At 72.0% G+C, this 22,285-nt stretch carries 20 protein-coding genes; 13 read left to right on the top strand and 7 right to left on the bottom strand.

Going from position 1 to position 22,285, the window contains the following annotated elements; translation table 11 throughout:
- Positions 1–29 precede the first annotated feature (29 nt).
- Entirely contained in the window at positions 30–1,532 is a 1,503-nt protein-coding gene (locus ORV05_RS25860) for a fatty acyl-CoA synthetase (RefSeq protein ID WP_268754601.1), read from the top strand.
- 50 nt (positions 1,533–1,582) lie between these two features.
- Here the strand turns inward: ORV05_RS25860 and pdxR are convergent, their stop codons facing one another.
- Positions 1,583–2,992 carry a MocR-like pyridoxine biosynthesis transcription factor PdxR gene (gene pdxR / locus ORV05_RS25855; protein WP_268754599.1) on the bottom strand — a complete coding sequence of 470 codons (1,410 nt, stop codon included), beginning with the start codon at positions 2,990–2,992 and terminating at the stop codon, positions 1,583–1,585.
- Between the two features lie 47 nt (positions 2,993–3,039).
- Between pdxR and ORV05_RS25850 the strand changes: the two genes are divergently transcribed.
- On the top strand, positions 3,040–3,498 hold the full coding sequence (locus tag ORV05_RS25850) for a carboxymuconolactone decarboxylase family protein (protein WP_268754598.1): 459 nt from the start codon (positions 3,040–3,042) through the stop codon (positions 3,496–3,498).
- Positions 3,495–4,775: an MFS transporter gene (locus ORV05_RS25845; RefSeq protein ID WP_268754597.1), complete on the top strand. Its 1,281-nt coding sequence runs from the start codon at positions 3,495–3,497 to the stop codon at positions 4,773–4,775. Before ORV05_RS25850 ends, ORV05_RS25845 begins: the two co-directional genes overlap by 4 nt.
- Here the strand turns inward: ORV05_RS25845 and ORV05_RS25840 are convergent.
- Complete coding sequence (locus ORV05_RS25840) at positions 4,760–5,803, bottom strand: MBL fold metallo-hydrolase (protein WP_268754596.1); 1,044 nt, start codon at positions 5,801–5,803, stop codon at positions 4,760–4,762. The two genes, ORV05_RS25845 and ORV05_RS25840, sit on opposite strands and share 16 nt — an antisense overlap.
- Positions 5,804–5,889: 86 nt before the next feature.
- The gene (locus tag ORV05_RS25835; protein WP_268754595.1) at positions 5,890–6,624 is read right to left on the bottom strand and encodes an LURP-one-related/scramblase family protein; all 735 of its coding nucleotides are present in this window, start codon (positions 6,622–6,624) and stop codon (positions 5,890–5,892) included.
- Positions 6,625–6,687: 63 nt separating this feature from the next.
- Between ORV05_RS25835 and ORV05_RS25830 the strand changes: the two genes are divergently transcribed.
- From ORV05_RS25830 to ORV05_RS25815, 4 genes are read left to right on the top strand one after another with little or no spacing between them, the layout of a single operon-like run.
- On the top strand, positions 6,688–7,716 hold the full coding sequence (locus tag ORV05_RS25830; protein ID WP_268754594.1) for a uroporphyrinogen decarboxylase/cobalamine-independent methonine synthase family protein: 1,029 nt from the start codon (positions 6,688–6,690) through the stop codon (positions 7,714–7,716).
- 9 nt (positions 7,717–7,725) lie between these two features.
- Positions 7,726–8,436 carry a hypothetical protein gene (locus tag ORV05_RS25825; RefSeq protein ID WP_268754593.1) on the top strand — a complete coding sequence of 237 codons (711 nt, stop codon included), beginning with the start codon at positions 7,726–7,728 and terminating at the stop codon, positions 8,434–8,436.
- Positions 8,437–8,473: 37 nt separating this feature from the next.
- The gene (ligA, locus tag ORV05_RS25820; RefSeq protein ID WP_268759899.1) at positions 8,474–10,570 is read left to right on the top strand and encodes an NAD-dependent DNA ligase LigA; all 2,097 of its coding nucleotides are present in this window, start codon (positions 8,474–8,476) and stop codon (positions 10,568–10,570) included.
- Positions 10,563–11,060, top strand: a complete 498-nt coding sequence (locus ORV05_RS25815; RefSeq protein WP_268754592.1) for a GNAT family N-acetyltransferase — start codon at positions 10,563–10,565, stop codon at positions 11,058–11,060. The genes ligA and ORV05_RS25815 overlap by 8 nt, the downstream gene beginning before the upstream one ends.
- 31 nt (positions 11,061–11,091) lie before the next feature.
- Here ORV05_RS25815 and ORV05_RS25810 read toward each other — a convergent pair whose 3' ends face one another.
- Positions 11,092–11,541, bottom strand: a complete 450-nt coding sequence (locus ORV05_RS25810; RefSeq protein ID WP_268754591.1) for a MarR family winged helix-turn-helix transcriptional regulator — start codon at positions 11,539–11,541, stop codon at positions 11,092–11,094.
- A 67-nt stretch (positions 11,542–11,608) separates the two neighbouring features.
- On the opposite strand from ORV05_RS25810, the gene ORV05_RS25805 reads away from it, so the two are divergent.
- Together ORV05_RS25805 and ORV05_RS25800 are read left to right on the top strand one after the other, a co-directional pair.
- Positions 11,609–13,663, top strand: a complete 2,055-nt coding sequence (locus tag ORV05_RS25805; protein ID WP_268754590.1) for an MMPL family transporter — start codon at positions 11,609–11,611, stop codon at positions 13,661–13,663.
- A gap of 14 nt (positions 13,664–13,677) precedes the next feature.
- Positions 13,678–15,138, top strand: coding sequence for an SDR family oxidoreductase (locus ORV05_RS25800; protein ID WP_268754589.1), 1,461 nt, complete (start codon positions 13,678–13,680; stop codon positions 15,136–15,138).
- A 48-nt stretch (positions 15,139–15,186) separates the two neighbouring features.
- Here ORV05_RS25800 and ORV05_RS25795 read toward each other — a convergent pair whose 3' ends face one another.
- Entirely contained in the window at positions 15,187–15,840 is a 654-nt protein-coding gene (locus ORV05_RS25795; protein WP_144589262.1) for an ACT domain-containing protein, read from the bottom strand.
- Positions 15,841–16,055: 215 nt separating this feature from the next.
- Between ORV05_RS25795 and gatC the strand changes: the two genes are divergently transcribed.
- Genes gatC through ORV05_RS25775 form a run of 4 tightly spaced genes read left to right on the top strand, consistent with a single transcriptional unit; the run spans position 16,056 to position 19,939 of the window.
- Positions 16,056–16,355 carry an Asp-tRNA(Asn)/Glu-tRNA(Gln) amidotransferase subunit GatC gene (gene gatC / locus ORV05_RS25790; protein WP_144589260.1) on the top strand — a complete coding sequence of 100 codons (300 nt, stop codon included), beginning with the start codon at positions 16,056–16,058 and terminating at the stop codon, positions 16,353–16,355.
- The gene (gene gatA / locus ORV05_RS25785; protein WP_268754588.1) at positions 16,356–17,849 is read left to right on the top strand and encodes an Asp-tRNA(Asn)/Glu-tRNA(Gln) amidotransferase subunit GatA; all 1,494 of its coding nucleotides are present in this window, start codon (positions 16,356–16,358) and stop codon (positions 17,847–17,849) included.
- The gene (gatB, locus tag ORV05_RS25780) at positions 17,846–19,354 is read left to right on the top strand and encodes an Asp-tRNA(Asn)/Glu-tRNA(Gln) amidotransferase subunit GatB (protein ID WP_268754587.1); all 1,509 of its coding nucleotides are present in this window, start codon (positions 17,846–17,848) and stop codon (positions 19,352–19,354) included. Before gatA ends, gatB begins: the two co-directional genes overlap by 4 nt.
- A 3-nt stretch (positions 19,355–19,357) precedes the next feature.
- A complete protein-coding gene (locus tag ORV05_RS25775) occupies positions 19,358–19,939 on the top strand; it encodes a hypothetical protein (protein ID WP_268754586.1) in 582 nt (193 codons plus the stop codon).
- Positions 19,940–20,034: 95 nt separating this feature from the next.
- Here ORV05_RS25775 and ORV05_RS25770 read toward each other — a convergent pair whose 3' ends face one another.
- Positions 20,035–20,856 carry a HEAT repeat domain-containing protein gene (locus ORV05_RS25770; protein WP_268754585.1) on the bottom strand — a complete coding sequence of 274 codons (822 nt, stop codon included), beginning with the start codon at positions 20,854–20,856 and terminating at the stop codon, positions 20,035–20,037.
- Positions 20,857–21,042: 186 nt separating this feature from the next.
- Complete coding sequence (locus ORV05_RS25765; RefSeq protein WP_268754584.1) at positions 21,043–22,236, bottom strand: PQQ-dependent sugar dehydrogenase; 1,194 nt, start codon at positions 22,234–22,236, stop codon at positions 21,043–21,045.
- Positions 22,237–22,285: the final 49 nt, after the last annotated feature.

Below are 22,285 nucleotides of genomic sequence, written 5' to 3'. Positions count from 1 at the left end.
AGTATGGCACCGTCGCCAGGAGGGTTCCCATGACCTCACTTCGTTCCAGTACCGTCGCGGACATCCTCCGGCGCAGCGCCGCCAGGACGCCCCAGCGCGTGGCGCTGCGGTTCGCCGACCGGGAGTGGACCTACGCCGAGCTCGACGCCACCGTCACCCGGGCCGCGGCCCACCTGCTTTCGCTCGGCCTGGCCAAGGGCGCCCGGGTCGCCGCCTACGGCAAGAACTCCGACGCCTACCTGATCGGTTTCCTCGCCTGTGCCCGTGCCGGGCTGGTGCACGTGCCGATCAACTACAACCTCACCGGCGACGAGCTGGACTACCTGCTCACCCAGTCCGGCAGCTCGCTCGTGCTGGCCGATCCGGCGCTGCTGCCCAGGATCGAGGACCGGGTGCGGGCCGTTCCGTTGCGGGACACCGAAGACTCGCTGCTGCGGACGGCGAGTTCGGGTGAGGTGCCCGAACTGGACGTCGAGGTGTCCGACACCGATCTGGTGCAACTGCTCTACACCTCCGGCACCACGTCCCGGCCTAAGGGCGCCATGATGACCCACCGCGCCCTCGTGCACGAGTACCTGTCCTGCCTGGCGGGCCTGGACCTCACCGCCGACGACGACCCGCTGCACGTGATGCCGCTGTACCACTCCGCGCAGATGCACGTTTTCCTGGTTCCCTGGCTGGCCGTGGGGGCGACGAACACGCTGCTGGAGGTGCCCGATCCGGGCGAGATCCTGCGGCGCCTCGCCGAGGACCGGCACGGCGCCTTCTTCGCCGCGCCGACCCTGTGGGTTGCGCTGGCCAACCACCCCGACTTCGCCACGCTCGACCTCGGTGCGCTGCGCAAGGCGTACTACGGGGCGTCGATCATGCCGGGGCCGATCCTGGAGCGGCTGCGGGAAGCCATGCCGCAACTGGGTTTCTACAACTGCTTCGGCCAGTCGGAGATCGGCCCGCTGGCCGCGATCCTCGGCCCGGGCGACCACGCCGAGCGTCCCGAATCCGCGGGCCGCGCGGCCCTGTTCGTCGAACTGCGCGTGGTCGACGAACTGGGCAACGACGTGCCGGCGGGCGAACTCGGTGAGGTCGTCTACCGCTCGCCCCAGCTGTGCCTGGGGTACTGGGACAAGCCCGAAGAGACCGAGGAAGCCTTCCGCGACGGCTGGTTCCACTCCGGTGATCTCGTGCGCCAGGACGAACAGGGCTACCTCTACGTGGTCGACCGGATCAAGGACGTGATCAACACCGGCGGGGTGCTGGTCGCTTCGCGCGAGGTGGAGGACGCGCTGTACACGCATCCGGCGGTCGGCGAGGTCGCGGTGGTCGGTGTGCCGGATCCGAAGTGGATCGAGGCGATCACCGCGGTCGTGGTCCCCAAGGACGAGGTGAGCGCGGACGTGCTGGTCGAGCACGTGCGGGAGCGCCTGTCGGCGTTCAAGGTGCCGAAGGCGGTCCACTTCGTGGACGAGCTGCCGCGCAACGCCTCGGGCAAGATCCTCAAGCGGGAGCTGCGCACGAAGCTGGGCGGCGCCTGACGGTTGCCGCGTCCGGGGCGCGGCGCCGCGCCCCGGACGCGGGCCGGGCCTCAGCCGGGAGGCAGGGTGCGGCACAGTGCTTCGATGGCCGCACCGTAGGCGTGGTCCGGCGGTGCGGCGTAGCCGATGACCAGACCGTCCACTGTGGGCATCCTGCTGTCCGGGTGCCGGAACGAGGTCAGCCCGTCGAGCGCGACGTGCCGGCGCTCCGCGGCTCGCACCGTCGCGTTTTCGGCGCCGGGCGGCAGGCGCAGCACCGCGTGCAGGCCGGCCGCGATGCCGGTGATCTCGACGTGCGGGGCGTGCTCGGCCAGTGCGGCCACGAGGTGGTCGCGCCGGCGCCGGTACCGCTGCCGCATCCTCCGGACGTGCCGGTCGTACGAGCCGGACACGATGAAGTCGGCCAGGGTGAGCTGTTCGGTCACGCCCGCCCACGCCTCCCGCTCGCCCTTCGCCGCGAGCGCGGCGTCGACCAGGTGTTCCGGCAGCACGAGCCAGCCCAGCCGGATCGCCGGGGACAGGCTCTTGCTCACCGAACCCGCGTAGAGCACCCGTTCCGGGTCGAGGCCCTGCACCGCGCCCACCGGCTGCCGGTCGTAGCGGAACTCGCCGTCGTAGTCGTCCTCGATCACCAGTCCGCCGACCGCGCGGGCCCAGTCCACGACGGCCGCCCGCCGCCGGTGGTGCAGGGGGCCGCCGGTCGGGAACTGGTGGGCGGGCGTGAGCAGGACGGCCGGGACGTCCGGGGTGAGCTCCTCGACGCGGGCGCCGTCCGCGTCCACCGGCAGCGGGATTGTGCGGATCGACGCGGTGTCGAAGATCGACCGGTGGAACGGGAGGCCGTACCCCTCCACCGCCAGCCGGCCGGGGATGATCCCCCGGCACAGCAAGCGGAGCGCGTGCCCGAAGCCGGAGCAGACGACGATCCGGTCCGGCCCGGTCCGCACGCCGCGCGCCCGGGCCAGATACTCCGCCAGTGCCTCCCGCAGTTCGGGGCGGCCGCGGGGATCGCCAGGACCGAAGGCGTCGTTAGGCGCGGCGTTCAGGGCGCGGCGAGCCGACGCCAGCCACGCCGCCCGCGGGAACGAGCCCGCGTCCGGCCGCCCTTGGCGGAGTTCGTGCACTCCACGGGCCGTCCCGACGGGCGCCTTCTTCGGTCTGGCCGCCAGGGCGACCGGCTCGGCTCGCGGGGCGACGCGGGTTCCCGAGCCCTGGATGGCGGTGAGCCAGCCCTCCGCGACCAGTTCGGCGTAGGCGTCGGCGACGGTGTTGCGGGCAAGGCCGAGGTCCGCGGCCAGCGACCGGTACGGCGGTAGCCGCGTGCCCGGCGCCAGCCGCCCGTCGCGGATGGCGTCCCGCAGCGCGGTGATCAGCACGGCTCGCTTGCTGCCGGTTCCCGCCAGCTCCAGGTGCAGGTCGACGCCGAGCCGCTCGCCGAGATTGACCCATGATTCCGGCACGAGAATGCACCATACACACGGGTCATTCGGGTCCTAGCGTTCTGGGCATGACGAACTCGAGGATCAACTTCGCCAAGGCCGCGCCGAAGGCGTTCAAGGCACTGATCGGCTTCGACGCCGCCGCTCGCGCCGGGCTGGACCCCGCGCTGGTCGAGTTGGTGCAGATCCGGGCGTCGCAGCTCAACCGCTGCGCCTACTGCCTGCACCTGCACACCTCCGACGCGCGCAAGGCCGGTGAGACCGAGGAGCGACTGCACATGGTCGCCGTCTGGCACGAGGCACAGACCTTTTTCAGCGAGCGGGAGCGGGCCGCGCTCGCATTGACCGAAGCGGTGACCCTGATCTCCGGTGGCGTGCCGGAAGAGGTCTACCGCGAAGCGGCTGCGCGGTTCGACGACCAGGAACTGGCCCAGCTGCTCGCGTTGATCTTCACGATCAACACGTGGAACCGCATCGCGATCGCCACCGCGAAGGTGCCCGGCACCGACGAGCGAGTGGCCCGGTGAGCCGCCGCCCCGGCCTCGTGCTGGCCCTGCTGGCGTTCGCGCAGCTGATCATCTCCCTGGACTACAACATCGTGTACGTGGCGCTGCCCGAAATCGGCCACGCTCTGGGTTTCGGGACTCAGAGCCTGCAGTGGGTCGTCAGCGCCTACGCCGTGACGTTCGGCGGTTTCCTTCTCCTGGGCGGCCGGGCCAGCGACCTGTTCGGGCCCCGCCGGATGTTCTCGCTCGGCCTGGGCCTCTACTGCGGAGCGTCCTTGGCCGGCGGGCTGGCCGCCGGCCCCGGCCTGCTCGTCGCGGCCCGCGCCGGGCAGGGCCTGGGCGGCGCGCTGCTGTTCCCGGCAACGCTCACGCTGGTCAGCACCAGCTTCGCGGAGGGGCGCGCCCGCAACCGGGCGTTCGCGGTGTGGGGCACCGCGGGCGGCAGCGGGATGATCCTGGGTTCGCTGCTCGGCGGCCTGCTCACCCAGCTCTACGGCTGGGCGGCGGTGTTCTTCGTGAACGTGCCGCTCGCCGCGGTCGCCGCCCTGCTCGCGTTCCCGCTGCTGGCCGCGGACCCGCCGCGCGAACCGGGCCGCCGGTTCGACCTCGGCGGCGCCGTGACCGCCACACTGGGCATGACATCGGTGGTGTTCGCGCTCGTCGAAGGCCCGGAGCTCGGCTGGACGTCTCCCGTGGTGCTCGTGGCCGCGGCGGCGGGCGCCGCCCTGCTGGTGACGTTCGCCGTACTCGAAGGGCGCGGCCGTGATCCGTTGCTGCCGTTGCGCCTGCTGCGCGAACGCAATCTGGGCACGGGCGTCGTGGTGACGTTCCTCTACATGGGGACGTTACGGCACCAGGCTGGTGCTGGTGGCCGGCCTGGTCGTGGGCGGGATCGGCACGGTTGCGCTGGGGTCGGTGATGAGCGCCGGCGCGTCCTACGCGGCCCTGGTGCCCGCGCTGGTCGTGCTCGGACTCGGCCAGGGCGCCGGATACACCCTGATGTTCGGTGCCGCGGCGGCCGGTGTCGCGGCGCGGGAGCAGGGGGTCGCCGCCGGTGTGGCCTCGACCGCCCAGCAGACCGGCGGCGCGGTGGCCTTGTTCGTGGCGGTGGCCAACGCCGGTACGCGGGACCTGTCCGGCGAGGCGCTGCGACTGGCCACTGTGGACGGGCTACGGACGGCGGTCTTCCTGGCCGCGGCCGGGATCGTCGTCACCGCGCTCACCGCACTCGGCTTCACCGGCTCCCGGTCCCGCGTCGCCAGCGGCCAGCCGAAGAGAGCGCTTACGCGACGCGGTAGCGGAGAACGCCGTCCACCTCGGTGGCGGCCAGTTTCCCTTGGTAGACCAGCAGATCCAGGTGTGCCTTCGTCTCGGACACGGCCAGCATCTGGTTGAACGGGTCGAGTTCGGCGAGGCGGCGCTCCCGCCGGGTCCACCCCAGTCGCTGTGCGGCCTCGTAGGCGGTGGTGGCGCCCGCCACGACCGTGTCGGCGGTGGTGGCCAGCCGCTGTTCGTGGTGCGCCAGCAGTTCGTCCACCCGCTGATGCACGCTTTCCGACACCGGGCCGTGCGCGGGCAGCATCCGGCGGTCGGGCATGCCGCGCACGAGCCGCAGTGAACCGAGGAAGTCCCGCAGCGGCATCTCCGTCTCGGCGGGCTGGAACCCGATCGACGGCGTGATGTGCGGCAGCACGTGGTCGCCGGTGAACATCAGCCCCGCGGCGCCGTCGTCGAAGACCACGTGGCCCGCGGTGTGACCGGGGGTGTGCACCACGTCCAGTTCGCGATCGGGCAGCACGGTGAACCGGCCCTCGGTCAGCCACTGGTCGGGGTCTTCCCAGATCGCCGCGCCGCTTTCGCTGGGCTGGTCGCCGAACACCCTGCGCAACTCGTCCACCACCGGGTCCGCACCGGCCTGCCACAGCAGCCGGATCTGCGCCGTGATGGGCGTGCCCTGCGGGTTCGCGGTGATCTTCAGCGAGGCCTCTTCGTGCTCGCCGAGCGCGATCTTGTTGCCGAACTCCCGGCGCAGCGCCACGGCCTGCGTGTAGTGGTCGCGGTGCACGTGGGTGACCAGGAACTGGCTGATGTCCCCGAGTTCGGCCCCGATCGCGGCGAGCGCGGCGCGCAGTTGCTCGCGGGCCTCGTCCAGCGCCCAGCCGGAGTCGATCATCACCAGGCTGGTGCCGTCGGTGATGGCGTAGACGTTGACCGCGCGGAGGCCGTCATTGGGCAGCGGCAGCGGGATCCGGTAGACACCGGGCGCCACCCGGTAGATCCCGGGTTCGGCCCACGGCCGTGCTGTGTCCTCGGCGAGTGGTTCCACGCGACCTCATCGTCCCTTCGCTCCCTGTTCGATTACTGTGAAACGATCGGGGACGGATTGTCTACACGCTCACGTTGAGACGCGCGTCACGTGTCGCCTTCGCCCTGCTTGAGCGCGGTGTCGACGGTCAGCGCCGAGGCCACCACCATGCTGGCCAGCGGATCGGCGAGCTGTCCGTGCACCTCGACCACGTAGTTGTCGGCGGTGGTGAAGGCCTCCTCGAGGTACCCGGCGAAGGTCTTGGTGATCCGCGCGACCTCCGCGCCGGCCCGGTCGATGATCGTGAAGTTCCACGCCCGCCAGTTCTCGGCGCGCAGTTCGCCGACCGGTTCGCCGCGCGCGGTGAACGAGAACCGGATCTTGCCGAACACGTTCTCCTGGCTGATCTCACCGATCGGGGAGTCATCCGGGCGGGTGACCAGGAATCGTGATTTGACCATTTTCGCCGGACGCGTCACTTTCAGTACGACACTGCCGCCGACATCGCGGACCTCAAAACGGTGAGACAGCTGGCGGTCGTAATTCGTCAACAGCCTCACGGCTTTCCGGAACAGGCTTTGACCCACCTCGGCCACGGCACCGAGCGGGCGGCCGTACTGGTCGAAGACCCCGAATTCGCTGACCGTCTCGACCAGTCTGGCCTTCTGGTTGACCACCAGGATCGGCTCGGTGAACAGCGTGCCGCCGCCGGCGCGCCGTGAATCGCCTGTCATGCTTTCAAAGCCTAGCCACGGAAAACCGGTGGCGGGAGCGTCCCGGCGAATTGCGGAGAAATGTCGGAATCCCCGCCCCGCCGCGGCTTCCGATGCGCTTTCGCTCAAATGTGGACGCGCCGCGCGGGGTGCCGGGGCGGCCGGATCGCGACACCGGTCACAATGGGGGCCGTGACTGAACGAGCTTGGCCCGCCGGAGCCGCCACCGGGATCGGTTCCCTGCCGGGATCCGATCCCGCCGAAGCGGCCGCCGTCGTCTTCGGTGAGTTGCCCGAGTTCCCGCACCTGCCCGAACTGCCCGCCCGGGGCGTCGGCGCCGACCTGCTCGGCCGCAGCGCCGCGCTGCTGGTCGACCTCGCGGTCGAGGTCGTGCCCAGCGGGTACCGGGTCGCCGCCCACCCCGGCCACGACCACCGCCGCGCGGTCGACCTGCTGCGCTGGGACCTCGACGCCGTGCAGGAGGCCGCCGCGGGCACGCCGCCGGTGATCAAGACGCAGCTCGCCGGGCCGTGGACGCTGGCGGCGGGCATCGAACTGCCGCGCGGCCACCGCGTGCTGACCGACCACGGCGCGGTCCGCGAGTTCACCGAGTCCCTGCTCGAAGGGCTGGCGGCGCACGTCGCCGAGTTGAAGGCCCGTACCGGCGCCGAGGTCGTCGTCCAGTTCGACGAACCCGCGCTGCCCGACGTGCTGGCCGGATCGCTGCCCACACCGTCCGGTTACGGCACGGTGCCCGCAGTCGACGAGCCGCGCGCCCGTGAGCTGCTCGCCACCGCGATCGAGCGGGCGGGCGAGCTCACCGGCCAGCCGGTGGTGGTGCACTGCTGCGCGACCCGGCCGCCGGTCGCGCTGCTGCGGTCGGCGGGCGCCGGAGCGCTCGCACTGGACGCCACGCGGCTCGACGGCTCGCCCGCCACACTGCTCGACGACCTCGGCGAGACGCTGGACAGCGGCGTGGTGCTGTTCCTCGGCCTGGTCCCCGCCGTCGAACCGGCTACCCGCCCCACCCTCAAGGAGGTCGCGGCACCCGCGTTCCGCCTGGTGGACCGCCTGGGGTTCAACCGGTCGGTGCTGGCCACCCAGGCCGTGCCCACTCCTGCCTGCGGTCTGGCCGGGGCGGGCGCCGGCTGGCTGCGCCGGGCCCTGTCCCTGACCAGGGATGTGGGCAAAGCGTTCGTGGAGCCCCCGGAAGGCTGGTAGTAAGAGGCGATGCGATGGTTCCGCCGGAAGACCGACGACCTTGCCCCAGACCCGCCCGACCCCCGGACCCCCTGGCCCGAGCAGGAGGTGCCCGCGGATCCGGAGGCCGCGGCACAGGAGTTCTGGCAGACCTGGTTCGCGATGCTGCCCGAGACCAACGCCGCCCTCGGTGACCGCGCGCCGCAGCGCGTCGAGAACGACCTGGCCGCCGCCGTCGCCCGGCTGCACCCGGAGCTGCACTTCTCCCTCGAACGCGGGCAGCGCGCCATCTACGCGCTCGTGGTGAGCGCCCAGGAGGACCCAGCACTGCGCCCCTACACGGACGCGTGGCGGGCGGCGGCGCCGGAGGAGGACGCCATCTGGGAGTACCACGATTCGGTGCCCCCGGTGCCCGATCCCACCGAGGTCACCGTCAACCTCGGCGCGCACCGGATCAGGCTCGGCGATTTCCGGGTCGGCGCCACCGTCGACCCCGGCGCCGGGGCGGTCGACGTCGCCGTCTACCACCCCCAGCTCGCCGGCCTGGAAGAAGCGTCGCGTTCGGCGATGACCTTCCTGCCCCTGGACGCCGCGCTGGGGGAGCGGCTGGCCGGGCGGTGGCTGCGCCGCGTCGAGGTGGTGGGCACCGAACCGGAAGAGGCGCTCACGCTCGTGGAGTTCCGGGACCTGGTCCGCGGGCTCGACCGCCGGGACCCGGAAACTGTCGGTGGCACTGATTAAGCTGCCGACTGTGAGTGACGAGCCGGTAGTCCAGGACATGTCCGACGTTCCCGCCGAGGTGCGGGAACGGCACGGTGCGCTGGCCGAAGAGATCCGCGGCCACCAGTTCCGCTACTACGTGCTGGACGCGCCCACCATCTCCGACGGCCAGTTCGACGAGCTCATGCACCGGCTCGAACGGCTCGAGGCCGAGTACCCAGGCCTGGTCACCCCCGACTCGCCGACGCAGAACGTGGGCGGCACCTTCTCCACCGAGTTCGCCGCCCACGACCACCTCGAGCGCATGCTCAGCCTCGACAACGTGTTCGACACCGAGGAGATGCTGGCCTGGATCGACCGGGTCGAACGCGAGGTCGGCGGCTCGACGCAGTACCTGTGCGAGCTCAAGATCGACGGCCTCGCCGTCAACCTGCTCTACGAGCGCGGCAGGCTCACCCGCGCGCTGACCCGCGGCGACGGGCGCACCGGCGAGGACGTCACGCTCAACGTGCGCACCCTGGAGCAGGTGCCGGACACGCTCACCGGCACCGACGAGTATCCGGTGCCGGAGCTGATCGAAGTGCGCGGCGAGGTGTTCTTCCGGGTCGAGGACTTCCTCGACCTCAACGCGAAGCTGGTCGAGGCGGGCAAGTCGCCGTTCGCGAACCCCCGCAACACCGCCGCCGGTTCGCTGCGCCAGAAGGATCCCCGCGTCACCCGCAGCCGCCGCCTGCGGATGATCTGCCACGGGCTGGGCAGGCGGGACGGCTTCGAGCCCGAGCGCCAGTCGCAGTCGTACGAGGCGCTCGCCGCCTGGGGCCTGCCGGTGTCCGCCCACACCAAAGTGTTCGACACCGCCAAGGAGGTGCTGGCCCACATCGGGTACTGGGGCGAGCACCGGCATGACGCCGAACACGAGATCGACGGCGTGGTGATCAAGGTCGACCAGGTCGCCCTGCAGCGCCGCCTCGGCACCACCTCACGCGCCCCGCGCTGGGCCGTGGCGTACAAGTACCCGCCGGAAGAGGCCAACACCAAGCTGCTCGACATCCAGGTCAACGTCGGCCGCACCGGGCGGGTCACCCCGTTCGCGGTGATGGAGCCGGTGAAGGTGGCCGGGTCCACGGTCGCGATGGCCACCCTGCACAACGCCGAGGAGGTCAAGCGCAAGGGCGTCCTGATCGGCGACCGGGTGGTGATCCGCAAGGCGGGCGACGTCATCCCCGAGGTGCTCGGCCCGGTGGTCGAGGTGCGCACCGGCGAGGAGCGCGAGTTCGTGATGCCGACGCGGTGCCCGGAGTGCGGCACCCCGCTGGCCGCGCAGAAGGAGGGCGACGTCGACATCCGTTGCCCCAACGCCCGGTCCTGCCCGGCCCAGTTGCGGGAGCGCCTGTTCCACCTGGCGGGCCGCGGCGCCTTCGACATCGAGGTGCTCGGCTACGAGGCGGCGAGTGCGCTGCTGGAGTCGGGTGTGGTGGCCGACGAGGGCGACATCTTCGCCCTGGACGAGGAGAAGTTGCGGCAGGTCGAGCTGTTCCGCACCAAGTCGGGGGAGCTTTCGGCGAACGCGGGCAAGCTGCTGGCCAACCTGGAAACGGCGAAGGACCGGCCACTGTGGAAGGTGCTGGTGGCGTTGTCCATCCGGCACGTCGGACCGACCGCGGCCCAGGCGCTCGCCCGCGAATTCGGTTCGCTGGAAGCGATCGAGGCGGCCGACGAGACGGCGCTGGCCGATGTGGACGGTGTCGGCCCGACGATCGCGGCGGCCGTGCGCGAGTGGTTCACCGTGGACTGGCACCGGGAGGTGGTGGCCAAATGGCGGCGGGCCGGGGTGCGGATGGCCGAGGAGCGCGACGAATCCATCCCGCGCATCCTGGAGGGGCTGTCCATCGTGGTGACCGGATCGCTGACCGGATTCTCCCGGGACGAGGCCAAGGAGGCCATCATGGCCCGCGGCGGCAAGGCGGCCGGTTCGGTGTCGAAGAAGACGGCCTTCGTGGTGGTCGGGGACGCGCCCGGGTCCAAGTACGACAAGGCCGTGCAGCTGAAGGTGCCGGTCCTGGACGAAAACGGTTTCCGGGTGCTGCTGGAAAAGGGACCGGAGGCGGCGGCGGAGGTCGCACTGCCCGCCGAGGGTGAGCAGACCGGTGAGTGAGTTCGTGGTTCGGCCCGTGCGGCCGGAGGAACTGGCGGTGGTCGGTGCGCTGACGGTCGCGGCCTACCAGGAGGACGGCCTGCTGGTCGCCGACCCGGACTACGTGCACGAGCTGTCCGACGCGGCCGGCCGCGCCGCGCATTCGGAGTTGCTGGTGGCGGTGGACGGCGGGGGACAGGTGCTGGGCTCGGTCACGCTGACCCCGCCGGGCAGTCCGATGGCCGAGATCTCCCGGCCGGGCGAGCTGGAGTTCCGCATGCTCGCCACCGCGCCCGCGGCGCGGGGCCGCGGGATCGGCGAGGCACTGACGCGCGCCGTGGTCGACCGAGCCCGGGAACTCGGCGCCGAGTGCGTGGTGATGTCCAGCCTGGAGGCCATGACCGCGGCCCACCGTCTCTACACCCGCCTCGGCTTCACCCGCCTCCCCGAACGCGACTGGGAACCCGTCCCCGGCTTCTGGCTCCGCGCCTTCGCCCTCCCCCTCACCTGACCCACGCCCGGGTCGCCGAGCGCGGCGGGCTTCAGCCGCGCAGCCGCTCGATCAGCGTGATCAACTGGGCGCGGAAGGCGCTGTCGTTCCCGAGCGCGCCCAGGACCCCGGTGTCCTCGCGGGCGAGCCGGTCGGCCTGCCGGTGGGCCTGCCTGCCCGCCTCGGTGAGCCGCGCGAGCTGGCGCCGTGCGTCGGCCGGGTCGGTCACGCGCTCCAGGTGACCGGCCCGCTGGAGCCGGTCGAGGGTCCGGCTCATGGTCTGATCGGTCACCTGGCAGCGCCGGGCAAGCTCCCGTTGCGACAACGCGCCGCCACGCAGGGTGTGCAATACGATCAGACCGGCGTGCGACAGGCCGAGTGCGTCGAGCCGGTCGGTCCAGCGCTGCTCCACCAGGCGTGCCGCGGCGGAGAGCAGGCGGCCCGTCGGCCACGACGTGATGCCCTCTTCGGTGCTCTTCGTCGTGTCCTCTTCGCCGGCCACGAGACCTCCCCATGATAAGAATGCTCAGCCTGCTGAACAAATGGCGACCCGGAGGACTGTATCCGTCATGCCAAGCACCTCACCCGTCCTGCCGCGCACTCCGGCCGTCCGCCGTACCCGCTGGCTGGTTCCCGCGCTGCTGCTGCTCGTCTGGCTGGTGGTGGGCGGTTTCGGCGGGCCCTACACCGGCAAGCTCAGCTCGGTCGCCAAGAACGACAGCTCGGCGTTCCTGCCCGCCTCCGCCGAGTCCACCAGGGTCCAGGACGAGCAGCGCGCCTTCTCGCCGACGCAGGTGCTGCCCGCCGTCGTCGTCGCCGAGCGCCCGGCCGGGATCACCGGGCCGGACACGGCCTTCCTCACCGAGACGGCCGTCCGGATCGGACAGATCCCGGGCGTCGCCGGGCCGCTGCCCCGGGCACAGCTGTCCGAAGACAAGCAGGCCCTGCAACTGGTCGTACCGATCAAGACCGGGCAGAAACCCGGTGAAGTGGTCAAGACGATCCGCGCCGAACTCGCCTCACCCCCGTCCGGGCTGACCGTGCTGGTCACCGGGCCCGCCGCGCAGATCGCGGACATGGTCACCGCCTTCGGCGGCATCGACGGGCTCCTGCTGGTCGTGGCGGGCCTGGTGGTGGCGGTGATCCTCGTGCTGGTCTACCGCAGCGTGCTGCTGCCCGTCCTGGTGCTGCTTTCGGCCGTGTTCGCGCTCGGCCTGGCCAGCCTCGCCGTGTACGTGCTGGCCGACCACGACCTGCTCACGCTCAACGGCCAGAGCCAGGGCATCCTGTTCATTCTCGTCTTCGGCGCCGCCACGGACTACGCCCTGCTGCTGGTGTCCCGGTTCCGCGAGCAGCTCCGGGACACCGAAGACCGGTTCGAGGCCTTGAGGATCGCTTGGCGCGCCGTGCTCCCCCCGCTCGTCGCGTCCGCGGTGACGGTCGTGCTGGGGGTGCTCTGCCTGCTGTTCTCCGATCTGCAGTCCAACCGCGGACTCGGTCCGGTCGCCGCCATCGGCATCGTCGCGGCCCTGCTGGCCTCGCTCACCTTCCTGCCCGCCGCGCTCGCGCTGTGCGGGCGCGCCGCGTTCTGGCCGCTGCGCCCGAAACTCGGCTCGCCGCATCCCGAAACCGGCGGGCTCTGGGCGCGGATCGCCCGCGCCGTCGAGGCCCGGCCCCGCACGGTCTGGGTGGTCACCAGCGTGGTCCTCCTGGCCGGGGTCGCCTTCCTGCCCCAGCTGAAGGCCTCCGGGACCGCGCAGTCCGATCTGTTCCTGACCAAAGTGGACTCGGTGAGCGGGCAGCGGGCGCAGGCCCGGCACTTCCCCGGCGGCTCCGGCTCCCCGACCGTGATCATCGCCGACGCGGGGCGTGCCGACGAGGTGGTCCGCGCCGCCCACGTGCCGGGGGTCGCGCAGGTCGCACCCACCACCACCGTGGGCGGCCGCACGCAGGTGTACGCGGTCCTGTCGGACCCGGCGGACTCCGAGGTGGCACTGGCCACGGTGCAGCGCATCCGGGACGCCGTGCACGCCGTGCCGGGCGCGGACGCGCAGGTCGGCGGGCGGACCGCGATCCAACTCGACACCCAGCAGACTTCGCGGCGCGACCGGGCGGTGATCATCCCCATCGTGCTCGCGGTGATCTTCGTGGTCCTGGCGCTGCTGCTGCGCGCACTGGTGGCCCCGCTGCTGCTGATCGTGACCGTCCTGCTGTCCTTCGGCGCGACACTGGGTGTTTCGGCGATGGTGTTCAACCACCTGTTCCGCTTCCCGGGCGCCGATCCGGCGGTGCCGCTGTTCGCGTTCGTGTTCCTGGTCGCGCTCGGCGTGGACTACAACATCTTCCTGATGACCCGGGTGCGGGAGGAAACCCTGAGCCTGGGCACCCACAAGGGGGTTCTGCGGGGGCTCACCCTCACCGGCGGCGTGATCACTTCGGCCGGCGTGGTGCTGGCGGCGACCTTCGCGGCCCTGGCGGTGATCCCGATCCTGTTCCTCGCGCAGATCGCCTTCCTGGTCGCCTTCGGGGTGCTGCTGGACACCCTGATCGTGCGTTCCCTGCTGGTCCCGGCGCTGTCACTGGAGCTGGACAAGCGCGTCTGGTGGCCGTCGCGCCTGACCTGAGCGACGATCGGAGGATGCGGTGCGTGGTGTTCGGCGCCACCGGCTACCTCGGCGGGCGCCTGGTCCCGGAACTGCTCAGGGCCGGGCACGAGGTCCGTGCCGTGGCCCGGGATCCGGGGAAGCTGGCCGAAACCGCCTGGCACGACCGGGTGGAGGTGGTGCGCGGCGACGTCGGCGACGCGCCGAGCGTCGCCGCCGCCCTGGACGGACGGCAGGTGGTCTACTACCTCGTCCACTCCCTGCACCGGAAGGACTTCGTCCGCCTGGACCGGCAGGGCGCGAAAACCGTGGCCGGGCAGGCCGCCCGGGCGGGCGTGGGCCGGATCGTCTACCTGGGCGGGATCACGCCCGAGGGTGAACCCCTGTCCGCCCATCTGGCCTCCCGGGCCGAGGTCGGCCGCATTCTGCTCGGCTCGGGGGCGCCGACCGTGGTGCTCAACGCCGCGATCATCCTCGGTTCGGGCTCGGCCAGCTTCGAGATGCTGCGCTACCTGACCGAGCGGCTGCCCGCCATGGTGACCCCGCGCTGGGTGCACAACCGGATCCAGCCCATCGCCGTCCGCGACGTACTCCACTACCTGGTCCGGGCGGCCGAACTGCCGCCGGAGGTGAACCGGGCGTTCGACATCGGCGGCCCCGAGGTGCTCACCTACCTGGAGATGATGCGCCGGTACGCGGTGGTGGCCGGGCTGCCGCGGCGGCTGGTGGTGCCGGTCCCCGTGCTCACGCCGTGGTTGTCCGCGCAGTGGGTCAACCTGGTCACGCCCGTGCCGCGCAGCATCGCGGTGCCGCTCATCGAGTCCCTGGTCCACGAGGTGGTCTGCCACGACCGCGACATCGCCGCGTGGATCCCCGATCCCGAGGGCGGCCTCACCCCCTACGACCGGGCCGTGGAACTGGCGCTGGCGCGCACCCGCGCCGCCGACGTGCCGACCCGGTGGTCGGACGCGAGCACCCCGGGCGCGCCCTCCGATCCGCTGCCCACCGATCCCCGCTGGTCCGGCGGGAGCGTGTACCAGGACGTGCGGGAGCTCCGGACCCCGGCGGACGCCGGCACGCTGTGGTCGGTGATCGAGGCCGTCGGCGGCGAGCACGGCTGGTACTCCTTCCCGCTCGCGTGGGCGGTGCGGGGCTGGATCGACCGGCTGGCCGGGGGCGTGGGCCTGCGGCGCGGCAGGCGCGATCCGCGCCGCCTGCACGTGGGCGAGGCGCTGGACTGGTGGCGCGTGGAACGCGTCGAGCGGCCGCACCTGCTGCGCCTGCGTGCCGAGATGCGCCTGCCGGGCCGGGCCTGGCTCGAACTGTCCGCGAACCAGGACACCGGCGGGGGGTCGGTCTACCGGCAGCGGGCGATCTTCCTGCCCCACGGGCTGGCCGGGCACCTGTACTGGAAGGCACTCGTGCCCTGGCACCGGGTGATCTTCGGCGGGATGGCGCGCAACATCACCGGTGCCGCCGAACACGGGTTGCGCTGAGCGGACACGGCATGCGCTGGGCGCGCACTTTCACCCGGAAGCGCGAGCTCAGCCGTCGAGGACGACGGCGACGATCCCGGCGAAATGGGCCAGCCGCGCGACCTCGGCCGCGCGGAACATCGGCCCGCCGGGGCGGCCGACCAGCAGGGCACGGTCCGGCTTGCCCAGCGGGGTCGCCGCCAGTTCGGTGCCCAGCTCCTGCCAGGTCTGGGGCACCCACGCGTCTTCGCCGTCCAGCACGGTGGCCCGCTGCAGGGGCAGCCAGGGCAGCTCGGTGATCGGCACCTCCGGCGCGGCGCTCGAGGAGGCCAGGCGGTGGATGCCGTCCTCGGCGTGGGAAACCACGATCGACCAGCCCGCGCGGATGATCCTGGGCACGCCCTCGACCAGCAGCTCCAGGCCCCGGGCGGGCTGCGCGGCGATGTCTTCGACCAGTTCCAGCTCCCGGTGGGAGTCCAGCAGCCCGGCATACGGCCGGACCGCGTCCACCTCCACCCCCGGGATGCTCTCGGCGGCCGTGATGAGCGCGTCCGGCAGCCGCCCCGACGGCAGTTCGATCACCAGGTCGTCGATGGCGATCCCACCGGTACGCTCGACCACGTCCACGCTGAGGATGTCCGCCCCGATCGTGCCGAGCGCCGTGGCGACCGCACCGAGGGTTCCTGGGGAGTCCGGGAGTTGAACCCGGATCAGGAAGGACAACGTGAACCCCTTTCGGGTCGAGCGCTCCAGCCTTGCCGTGGAGTGCTGCCGGTCGCCGATTGTGACAGACGGGGCGGCGCGGGGGGAGGTGCTGTCCGCGTTCCGAGACCGTTCCGCACGCAAGCTGTGCACAACCCCGTCGAGCCACCTGCGGCGCTCGCCATAGACTTGCCCCTTACCGAAACCATTGACAGCACACCCCGGGAGTAACCCGCGTGCCCAACATTTCCCGTGCCGAGGTCGCGCACCTCGCCAAACTCGCCAGGCTGGCGGTCACCGACGACGAGCTCGACGTTTTCGCAGGTCAGCTCGACCAGATCCTGGACGCGGTTGCCAAGGTCGGCGAGGTCGCCGGGGACGACATCCCGCCGACTTCGCATGCCGTGCCGCTGACCAACGTCTTCCGTGAGGACGTCGTGCGCCCGGGGCTGACCCAGCAGCAGGCGCTGGCGGGCGCACCGGCCGCCGAAGAGGGCCGGTTCCGGGTACCGCGGATTCTGGGGGAGGAACAGTAAGTGACCGACCTAACAAGGTTCACCGCCGCCGAACTGGCGGAAAAGATTCGCGCCCGCGAGGTGTCCGCCGTCGAGGTGACGCAGGCGCACCTGGACCGGATCGCCGAGGTGGACGGCGCCGTGCACGCCTTCCTGCACCTCGACGCGGAGGGTGCGCTCGCCGCCGCCAGGGCGGTGGACGAGGCCGCCGAGCCCGCCTCCGCGCTGGCCGGGGTGCCGCTGGCGCTCAAGGACGTGCTCACCACTCGCGACATGCCCACCACCTGCGGGTCGAAGACCCTCGAAGGCTGGGTTCCGCCCTACGACGCGACCGTCACGCGCAAGCTGCGCGAAGCGGGCGTGCCGATCCTGGGCAAGACGAACATGGACGAGTTCGCGATGGGCTCCTCCACCGAGAACTCGGCGTTCGGGCCCACCCGCAACCCGTGGGACCCCACGCGCATCCCCGGCGGTTCCGGCGGCGGGTCGGCGGCCTCGCTGGCCGCCTTCGAGGCGCCGCTGGCCATCGGGACCGACACCGGCGGTTCGATCCGCCAGCCCGGCGCGGTCACCGGGACCGTCGGCGTGAAGCCCACCTACGGCGGGGTGTCCCGCTACGGCCTGGTCGCCTTCTCCTCCTCGCTGGACCAGGCCGGGCCGTGCGCCCGCACCGTGCTCGACGCCGCACTGCTGCACGAGGTCATCGCCGGGCACGACCCGCTCGACTCCACCTCGATCGACGCGCCGGTGCCGCCGGTGGTCGCCGCGGCCCGCGAGGGCCTGCGCGGGGACCTGACCGGGGTGAAGGTCGGCGTCGTCACCGAGTTCGCCGGGGACGGCTACCAGGCCGGGGTGCAGCGGTCCTTCGAGGCCGCCGTCGCGCAGCTGCGGGCACTGGGCGCGGAGGTCGTCGAGGTCTCCTGCCCGAACTTCACCTACGCGCTGCCGGCGTACTACCTGATCGCGCCCAGTGAATGCTCCTCGAACCTCGCCCGCTTCGACGCGATGCGGTACGGGCTGCGGGTGGCCGACGACGGCAGGCACAGCGCCGAAGAGGTCATGTCGCTGACCCGTGAGGCGGGCTTCGGCGCCGAGGTCAAGCGCCGCGTCATGCTCGGCACGTACGCGCTGTCCTCGGGCTACTACGACGCCTACTACGGTTCCGCGCAGAAGGTGCGGACGCTGATCAAGCGGGACTTCGACGCCGCGTTCGAGCGGGTGGACGTGCTCGTCTCGCCCACCACCCCGACCACGGCGTTCAAGATCGGGGAGCGGGTGGACGACCCGCTCGCGATGTACCTCGCCGACCTGTGCACCATCCCGGCCAACCTCGCGGGCAATGCGGCCATGAGCGTGCCGAGCGGGCTGTCCGACGAGGACGGGCTGCCGGTCGGGCTGCAGATCATGGCCCCCGCGCTGGCCGACGACCGCCTCTACCGCGTCGGCGCCGCCTACGAGGTGGCGCGCGGCAGCATCATCGACCGGGTTCCGGAGCTGAAGGGAGCAACGCTGTGACCGCGGTTGCCGACCTGATGGACTACGACGAGGTCCTCGAGCGCTTCGACCCGGTCCTCGGGCTCGAGGTGCACGTCGAGCTCAACACGAACACGAAGATGTTCTGCGGCTGCGCGAACCTCTTCGGCGGCGAGCCCAACACACACGTCTGCCCGACCTGCCTCGGCCTGCCCGGTTCGCTGCCGGCGGTCAACGGCAAGGCAGTGGAGTCGGCGATCCGGATCGGCCTGGCGCTCAACTGCGAGATCGCCTCGTGGTGCCGGTTCGCCCGGAAGAACTACTTCTATCCGGACATGCCGAAGAACTTCCAGACCTCCCAGTACGACGAGCCGATCGCGTTCAACGGCTACCTCGACGTGACGCTGGACGACGGCGAAGTGGTGCGCGTGGAGATCGAGCGCGCGCACATGGAGGAGGACACCGGCAAGTCGCTGCACGTCGGCGGTGCCACCGGCCGGATCCACGGTGCCGAGCACTCGCTGCTGGACTACAACCGCGCAGGCGTGCCGCTGATCGAGATCGTCACCAAGCCGATCGTGGGTACCGGCGCCCGCGCCCCGGAGGTGGCACGGGCCTATGTGAGCGCGCTGCGGGACCTGCTGCTCGCGCTCGGCGTGTCCGACGTCCGGATGGACCAGGGCTCCCTGCGCTGTGACGCGAACGTGTCGCTGATGGCCAAGGACGCCACCGAGTTCGGCACCCGCACCGAGACCAAGAACGTCAACTCGCTGCGCAGCGTCGAGCGCGCGGTGCGCTACGAGATGACCCGGCAGGCCGCGGTGCTCGCCGACGGCGGCAAGGTCACCCAGGAGACCCGCCACTTCCAGGAGGCCGACGGCACCACCTCGCCCGGCCGCACGAAGGAGACCGCGGAGGACTACCGGTACTTCCCGGAGCCCGACCTGGTGCCGATCGCGCCGCCCGCGGAGTGGGTCGGGCAGTTGCGCGGCACGCTGCCCGAAATGCCCGCCGCCCGGCGGCAGCGGATCCAGGCCGAGTGGGGGCTCACCGCCGAGGAACTGCGGGACCTGTTCAACTCGGGCGCGGTCGACCACGTCGAGGCGACGGTCGCAGCCGGGGCGAAGCCCGGCGACGCGCGCGGCTGGTGGATCAACTTCCTGGCCCAGGAGGCCAACTCCCGTGAGGTGGAGCTGACCGCCCTGCCGATCACCCCCGGGCAGGTGGCCAGGGTGATCGAACTGGTCTCCACCGGTGAGCTGACCAACAAGCTGGCCCGCGAGGTGGTCAAGGGGGTGCTCGCCGGGGAAGGCGAGCCCGACGAGGTCGTGGAGAAGCGCGGACTGAAGGTCGTCTCCGACGACTCGGCGCTGCTCGCCGCGGTCGACGAAGCGCTGGCCGCGCAGCCCGACATCGCCGACAAGATCCGCGGCGGCAAGGTGCAGGCCGCCGGGGCGATCGTCGGTGCGGTGATGAAGGCGACCAAGGGCCAGGCCGACGCGAAACGCGTGCGCGAGCTCATCCTCGAGCGAGTCGGCCAGGGCTAGGCCGTGGGCAGCCGGACCGGGGCCGTTCCCGCGCCGCGGGCGGGCTGGTTCTCGCCCGGCCGGGTCTCCTGGCGGGAGTGGACCGCGCTCGCCGCGGGGGCGGTCGCGGTGGCCGCGCTGTTCCTGCCCTGGACGAACCTGGCGGCCCGCAACCAGATCGCCGAAGAGGCCCTGCGCGAGGTGCCGGCCGGTGAGGTCGCGCGCGACGCCTGGGCCACCGGGTTCCTCGCCTGGGCGGGGCCGTTGCTGCTGGTGCTGACGGGGCTGGCCGTGGTGCTGTTCGGCCAGTCCCGCCGGGCGCGGGTGAGCGGCCTGCCGCAGCTGTGGCTGATGGCCGCGGCGGTGGCCGTGGTCCTGATGGTCCTCGGCTGGCTGGCCATGGACAGCGTGCTCTGGCATTCCATCGACCGTGTGCACGGCGAGGACGCGTCGGTGGTCCTTCAGGAGGGCGGCGTCGGGGCCTACGGTGGTCTCGGCCGTTACCTGGGGATGCTGGGCGGGCTCGCCTCCCTGGCCGTGGCCGTGCTCGACGTACGGGCCTCCAGGCGCGCTCTCGCGCCGTCCCCGTCACGCCGCGGTCGCTGACAGCGCTTCGCGGCAATCCGTAACCGACCGGACTTTGCTGTGAGGGGGCTCCTCACAGCAAATACGACCGTGAGGGGTCCCCTCACGGGAAACCGCTAACCCGTCGGCCGGGCGGACGCGCAGGCGGCGATGGCCTCGTCAAGTCCTGCCGACCATGCGTTGTCTCCGCCGTCATCCCGGTCCTTCAGACGCAGCAGCGCCGGCAGGCACTCGGGGGCGGCGAGTTCCCCGGCCGCCTCGATGATCAGGTTGCCGGGGTCGTCGTCGAGCCAGGCCAGCACCCTGGGCAGGGCCCGCGGATCGTGGCGGCGGGCCAGCCCGAGCAGAGCCTCCCCGGCCGTGTCGCCGTCGGGATCGTCGAGGCGGTTGGTCAGGGCCGCGCGGACGGCCGGTGTGTCCGCGTCCAGTTGGGTGCCGAGTCCGAAGGTGGCCCAGTCCCGCACCTGGGTGTCCGGGTCGCGGGTCAGGCGGATCAGGGCCTCGACGACGTCGGCGTCGGGTGCGTCGGCGTCCGTCGCACCGGGCAGTGCCACCGCGACGGCGAACCTCACCTCCTTGCTCGGGTGGGCGGCGTGGCGCAGGATGCCGGGACGCGCGCGCGGGTCGGACAGGTGGCCGAGTGCGGTCACGGCCGAGGCGATCAGCCGGTCGTCGGCGGCTTGTGCCGCCTCGGCCAGCAGCGCGGCCAGTGTCTCGGCCCGGAAAGGCCGGTCGGCGGCGTACCCGATCTGGCCGAGCGCATCGAGGCCGACCAGCCGGCGCCGGATTTCCGTCGATCGGGCGGCGGTCAGCGCCACGTCGAACACGGCGCGGTCCGTGCGATCGTGCAGGCGGCGGATGAGTCCCCAGTACTCGTCGGACTCGGGGTCGGAGACGGCGGCAGCCCGGTCGACCAGTTCACCCGGTTCCACGTCCACGCCGCCACGGTACGGCAACCCCCGCGCACCACATGCACGAGTTTTTACAGCTTTCGCCGGAGAACCCCACGGCTGACCAGGGTTGCCCTCGTGCGGGAAGAACGACGCAGGGGCCTGGTGGCCGAGGACGAGTGACTCCTTGATCGGCGCCGGGCCGGTGGTTCGAAGGCCCCGTGCCGGGCGGGGTCAGTCCTTGCCGCTGCCGCCGTTGGGATTCGGCTGGAGCTGGATCACGACCACGCGGTCGTCGCTGGACACGGGCTGCCCGCCGTCCTTGTTCACCGTGCCGATGAAGGCGAACTGCCCGTCGATCGGGTCGAGGCCGCCGTAGCGCCCGTAACCCGTTCCGTTCTTGCCGTCCAGCAGGGGCTTCGGGGTGCCGCCGACGGCGCCCTCCGCGGTGAGCGGCAGTTGCTGGACGGCGCTGCCCGCGGTGGCGACCAGCACCGACTGACCGCCGTCCGCGCAGCCCGCCACCCCCGGCCGGTCCGGCCAGGTCCAGGCGGGCGCGGACAGCGCGGCACCCGGATTGACCCGGTAGAGCGCGTCGATGGTGCCGTGGTCGGTGACCCACAGCCGCGTCAGATCCCCGGACTTGCAGATCCCGCCGGGGGAGTGCAGCCCGCCGGCGATCACCCGGTTGCCGGGAGCGGGGTTGCCCTGCGCGGCGTTGCCCGCGGTGTCGATGCGCAGCACCTTCCCCGCCAGCGAGCGGGGATCGGCGGCCGCGGCGGGATTGCCCGCGTCCCCGGTGGCCACCAGTAGCGCGCCCTTGCCGTCGACGGCCAGCGCACCGCGGTTGCCGGTGGCGCCCTTCGGGATACCGGTGAGCACCGGCTTGGGCTGCTGGCCCCTCGTCAGCCGGACCACCCGGTTGTCCGTGGCGGTGGTGATGTAGGCGAAGACGAGCTGGTCCTCGCCGAAGGTGGGGGACAGCGCCAGCCCGGTCAGCCCGCCGTCACCGGTCGCGTCGACCTTGAGCGAGGCCAGCTGGACGGGTTTGGTGTTGGCGGAGACCTGCATGATCCGGCCGCTGCGGCGTTCCGCCGCCAGCGCCCCCGGATCCGAGCCGCCGCCCGGCAGCGCGGCGATCGCCGACACCGTGTCCAGGCAGGTCGCCACGACCGCCTTGTCGTAGTCGGTGCAGCCCTGGGGCGGGGGGATCGAGGTCGGGGTGCCGCCGGGCCGGGGATTGGTGCGGGAGGTGCCGTCGATCTCGGGCAGTCGGGGCTGCGGGCCCGCGGGGGCGGTCAGCTCCGGGGCGGGGGTGAAACTCTGCCCGGATGCGCGATCGTCGAAGCGCGCGCATCCGGCGAGCAGGACGGCAGTGGCCAGCAGCCACGGCGCGGCCCCCCACGTCCTCCCCAACCGAACACGCATAGGACTCAAGCCTAGGCGGGCGCGCGTGAGACACCGGTAAGTGCCTGCC

Source organism: Amycolatopsis cynarae, assembly GCF_026802195.1.
Lineage (GTDB): Bacteria > Actinomycetota > Actinomycetes > Mycobacteriales > Pseudonocardiaceae > Amycolatopsis_E > Amycolatopsis_E rhizosphaerae.
The sequence above is the reverse complement of the archived record's forward strand: the minus strand, read 5'-3'. Positions and strand labels throughout refer to the sequence as shown.

What these genes read in the sequence shown, in the direction of transcription:
- ORV05_RS25860 (WP_268754601.1), top strand. Translation starts at nt 30, where the DNA reads ATGACCTCACTTCGTTCCAGTACCGTCGCGGACATCCTCCGGCGCAGC.
- ORV05_RS25850 (WP_268754598.1), top strand. Translation starts at nt 3,040, where the DNA reads ATGACGAACTCGAGGATCAACTTCGCCAAGGCCGCGCCGAAGGCGTTC.
- ORV05_RS25825 (WP_268754593.1), top strand. Translation starts at nt 7,726, where the DNA reads ATGCGATGGTTCCGCCGGAAGACCGACGACCTTGCCCCAGACCCGCCC.
- ligA (WP_268759899.1), top strand. Translation starts at nt 8,474, where the DNA reads ATGTCCGACGTTCCCGCCGAGGTGCGGGAACGGCACGGTGCGCTGGCC.
- ORV05_RS25805 (WP_268754590.1), top strand. Translation starts at nt 11,609, where the DNA reads ATGCCAAGCACCTCACCCGTCCTGCCGCGCACTCCGGCCGTCCGCCGT.
- ORV05_RS25800 (WP_268754589.1), top strand. Translation starts at nt 13,678, where the DNA reads ATGCGGTGCGTGGTGTTCGGCGCCACCGGCTACCTCGGCGGGCGCCTG.
- ORV05_RS25765 (WP_268754584.1), bottom strand. Translation starts at nt 22,236, where the DNA reads ATGCGTGTTCGGTTGGGGAGGACGTGGGGGGCCGCGCCGTGGCTGCTG.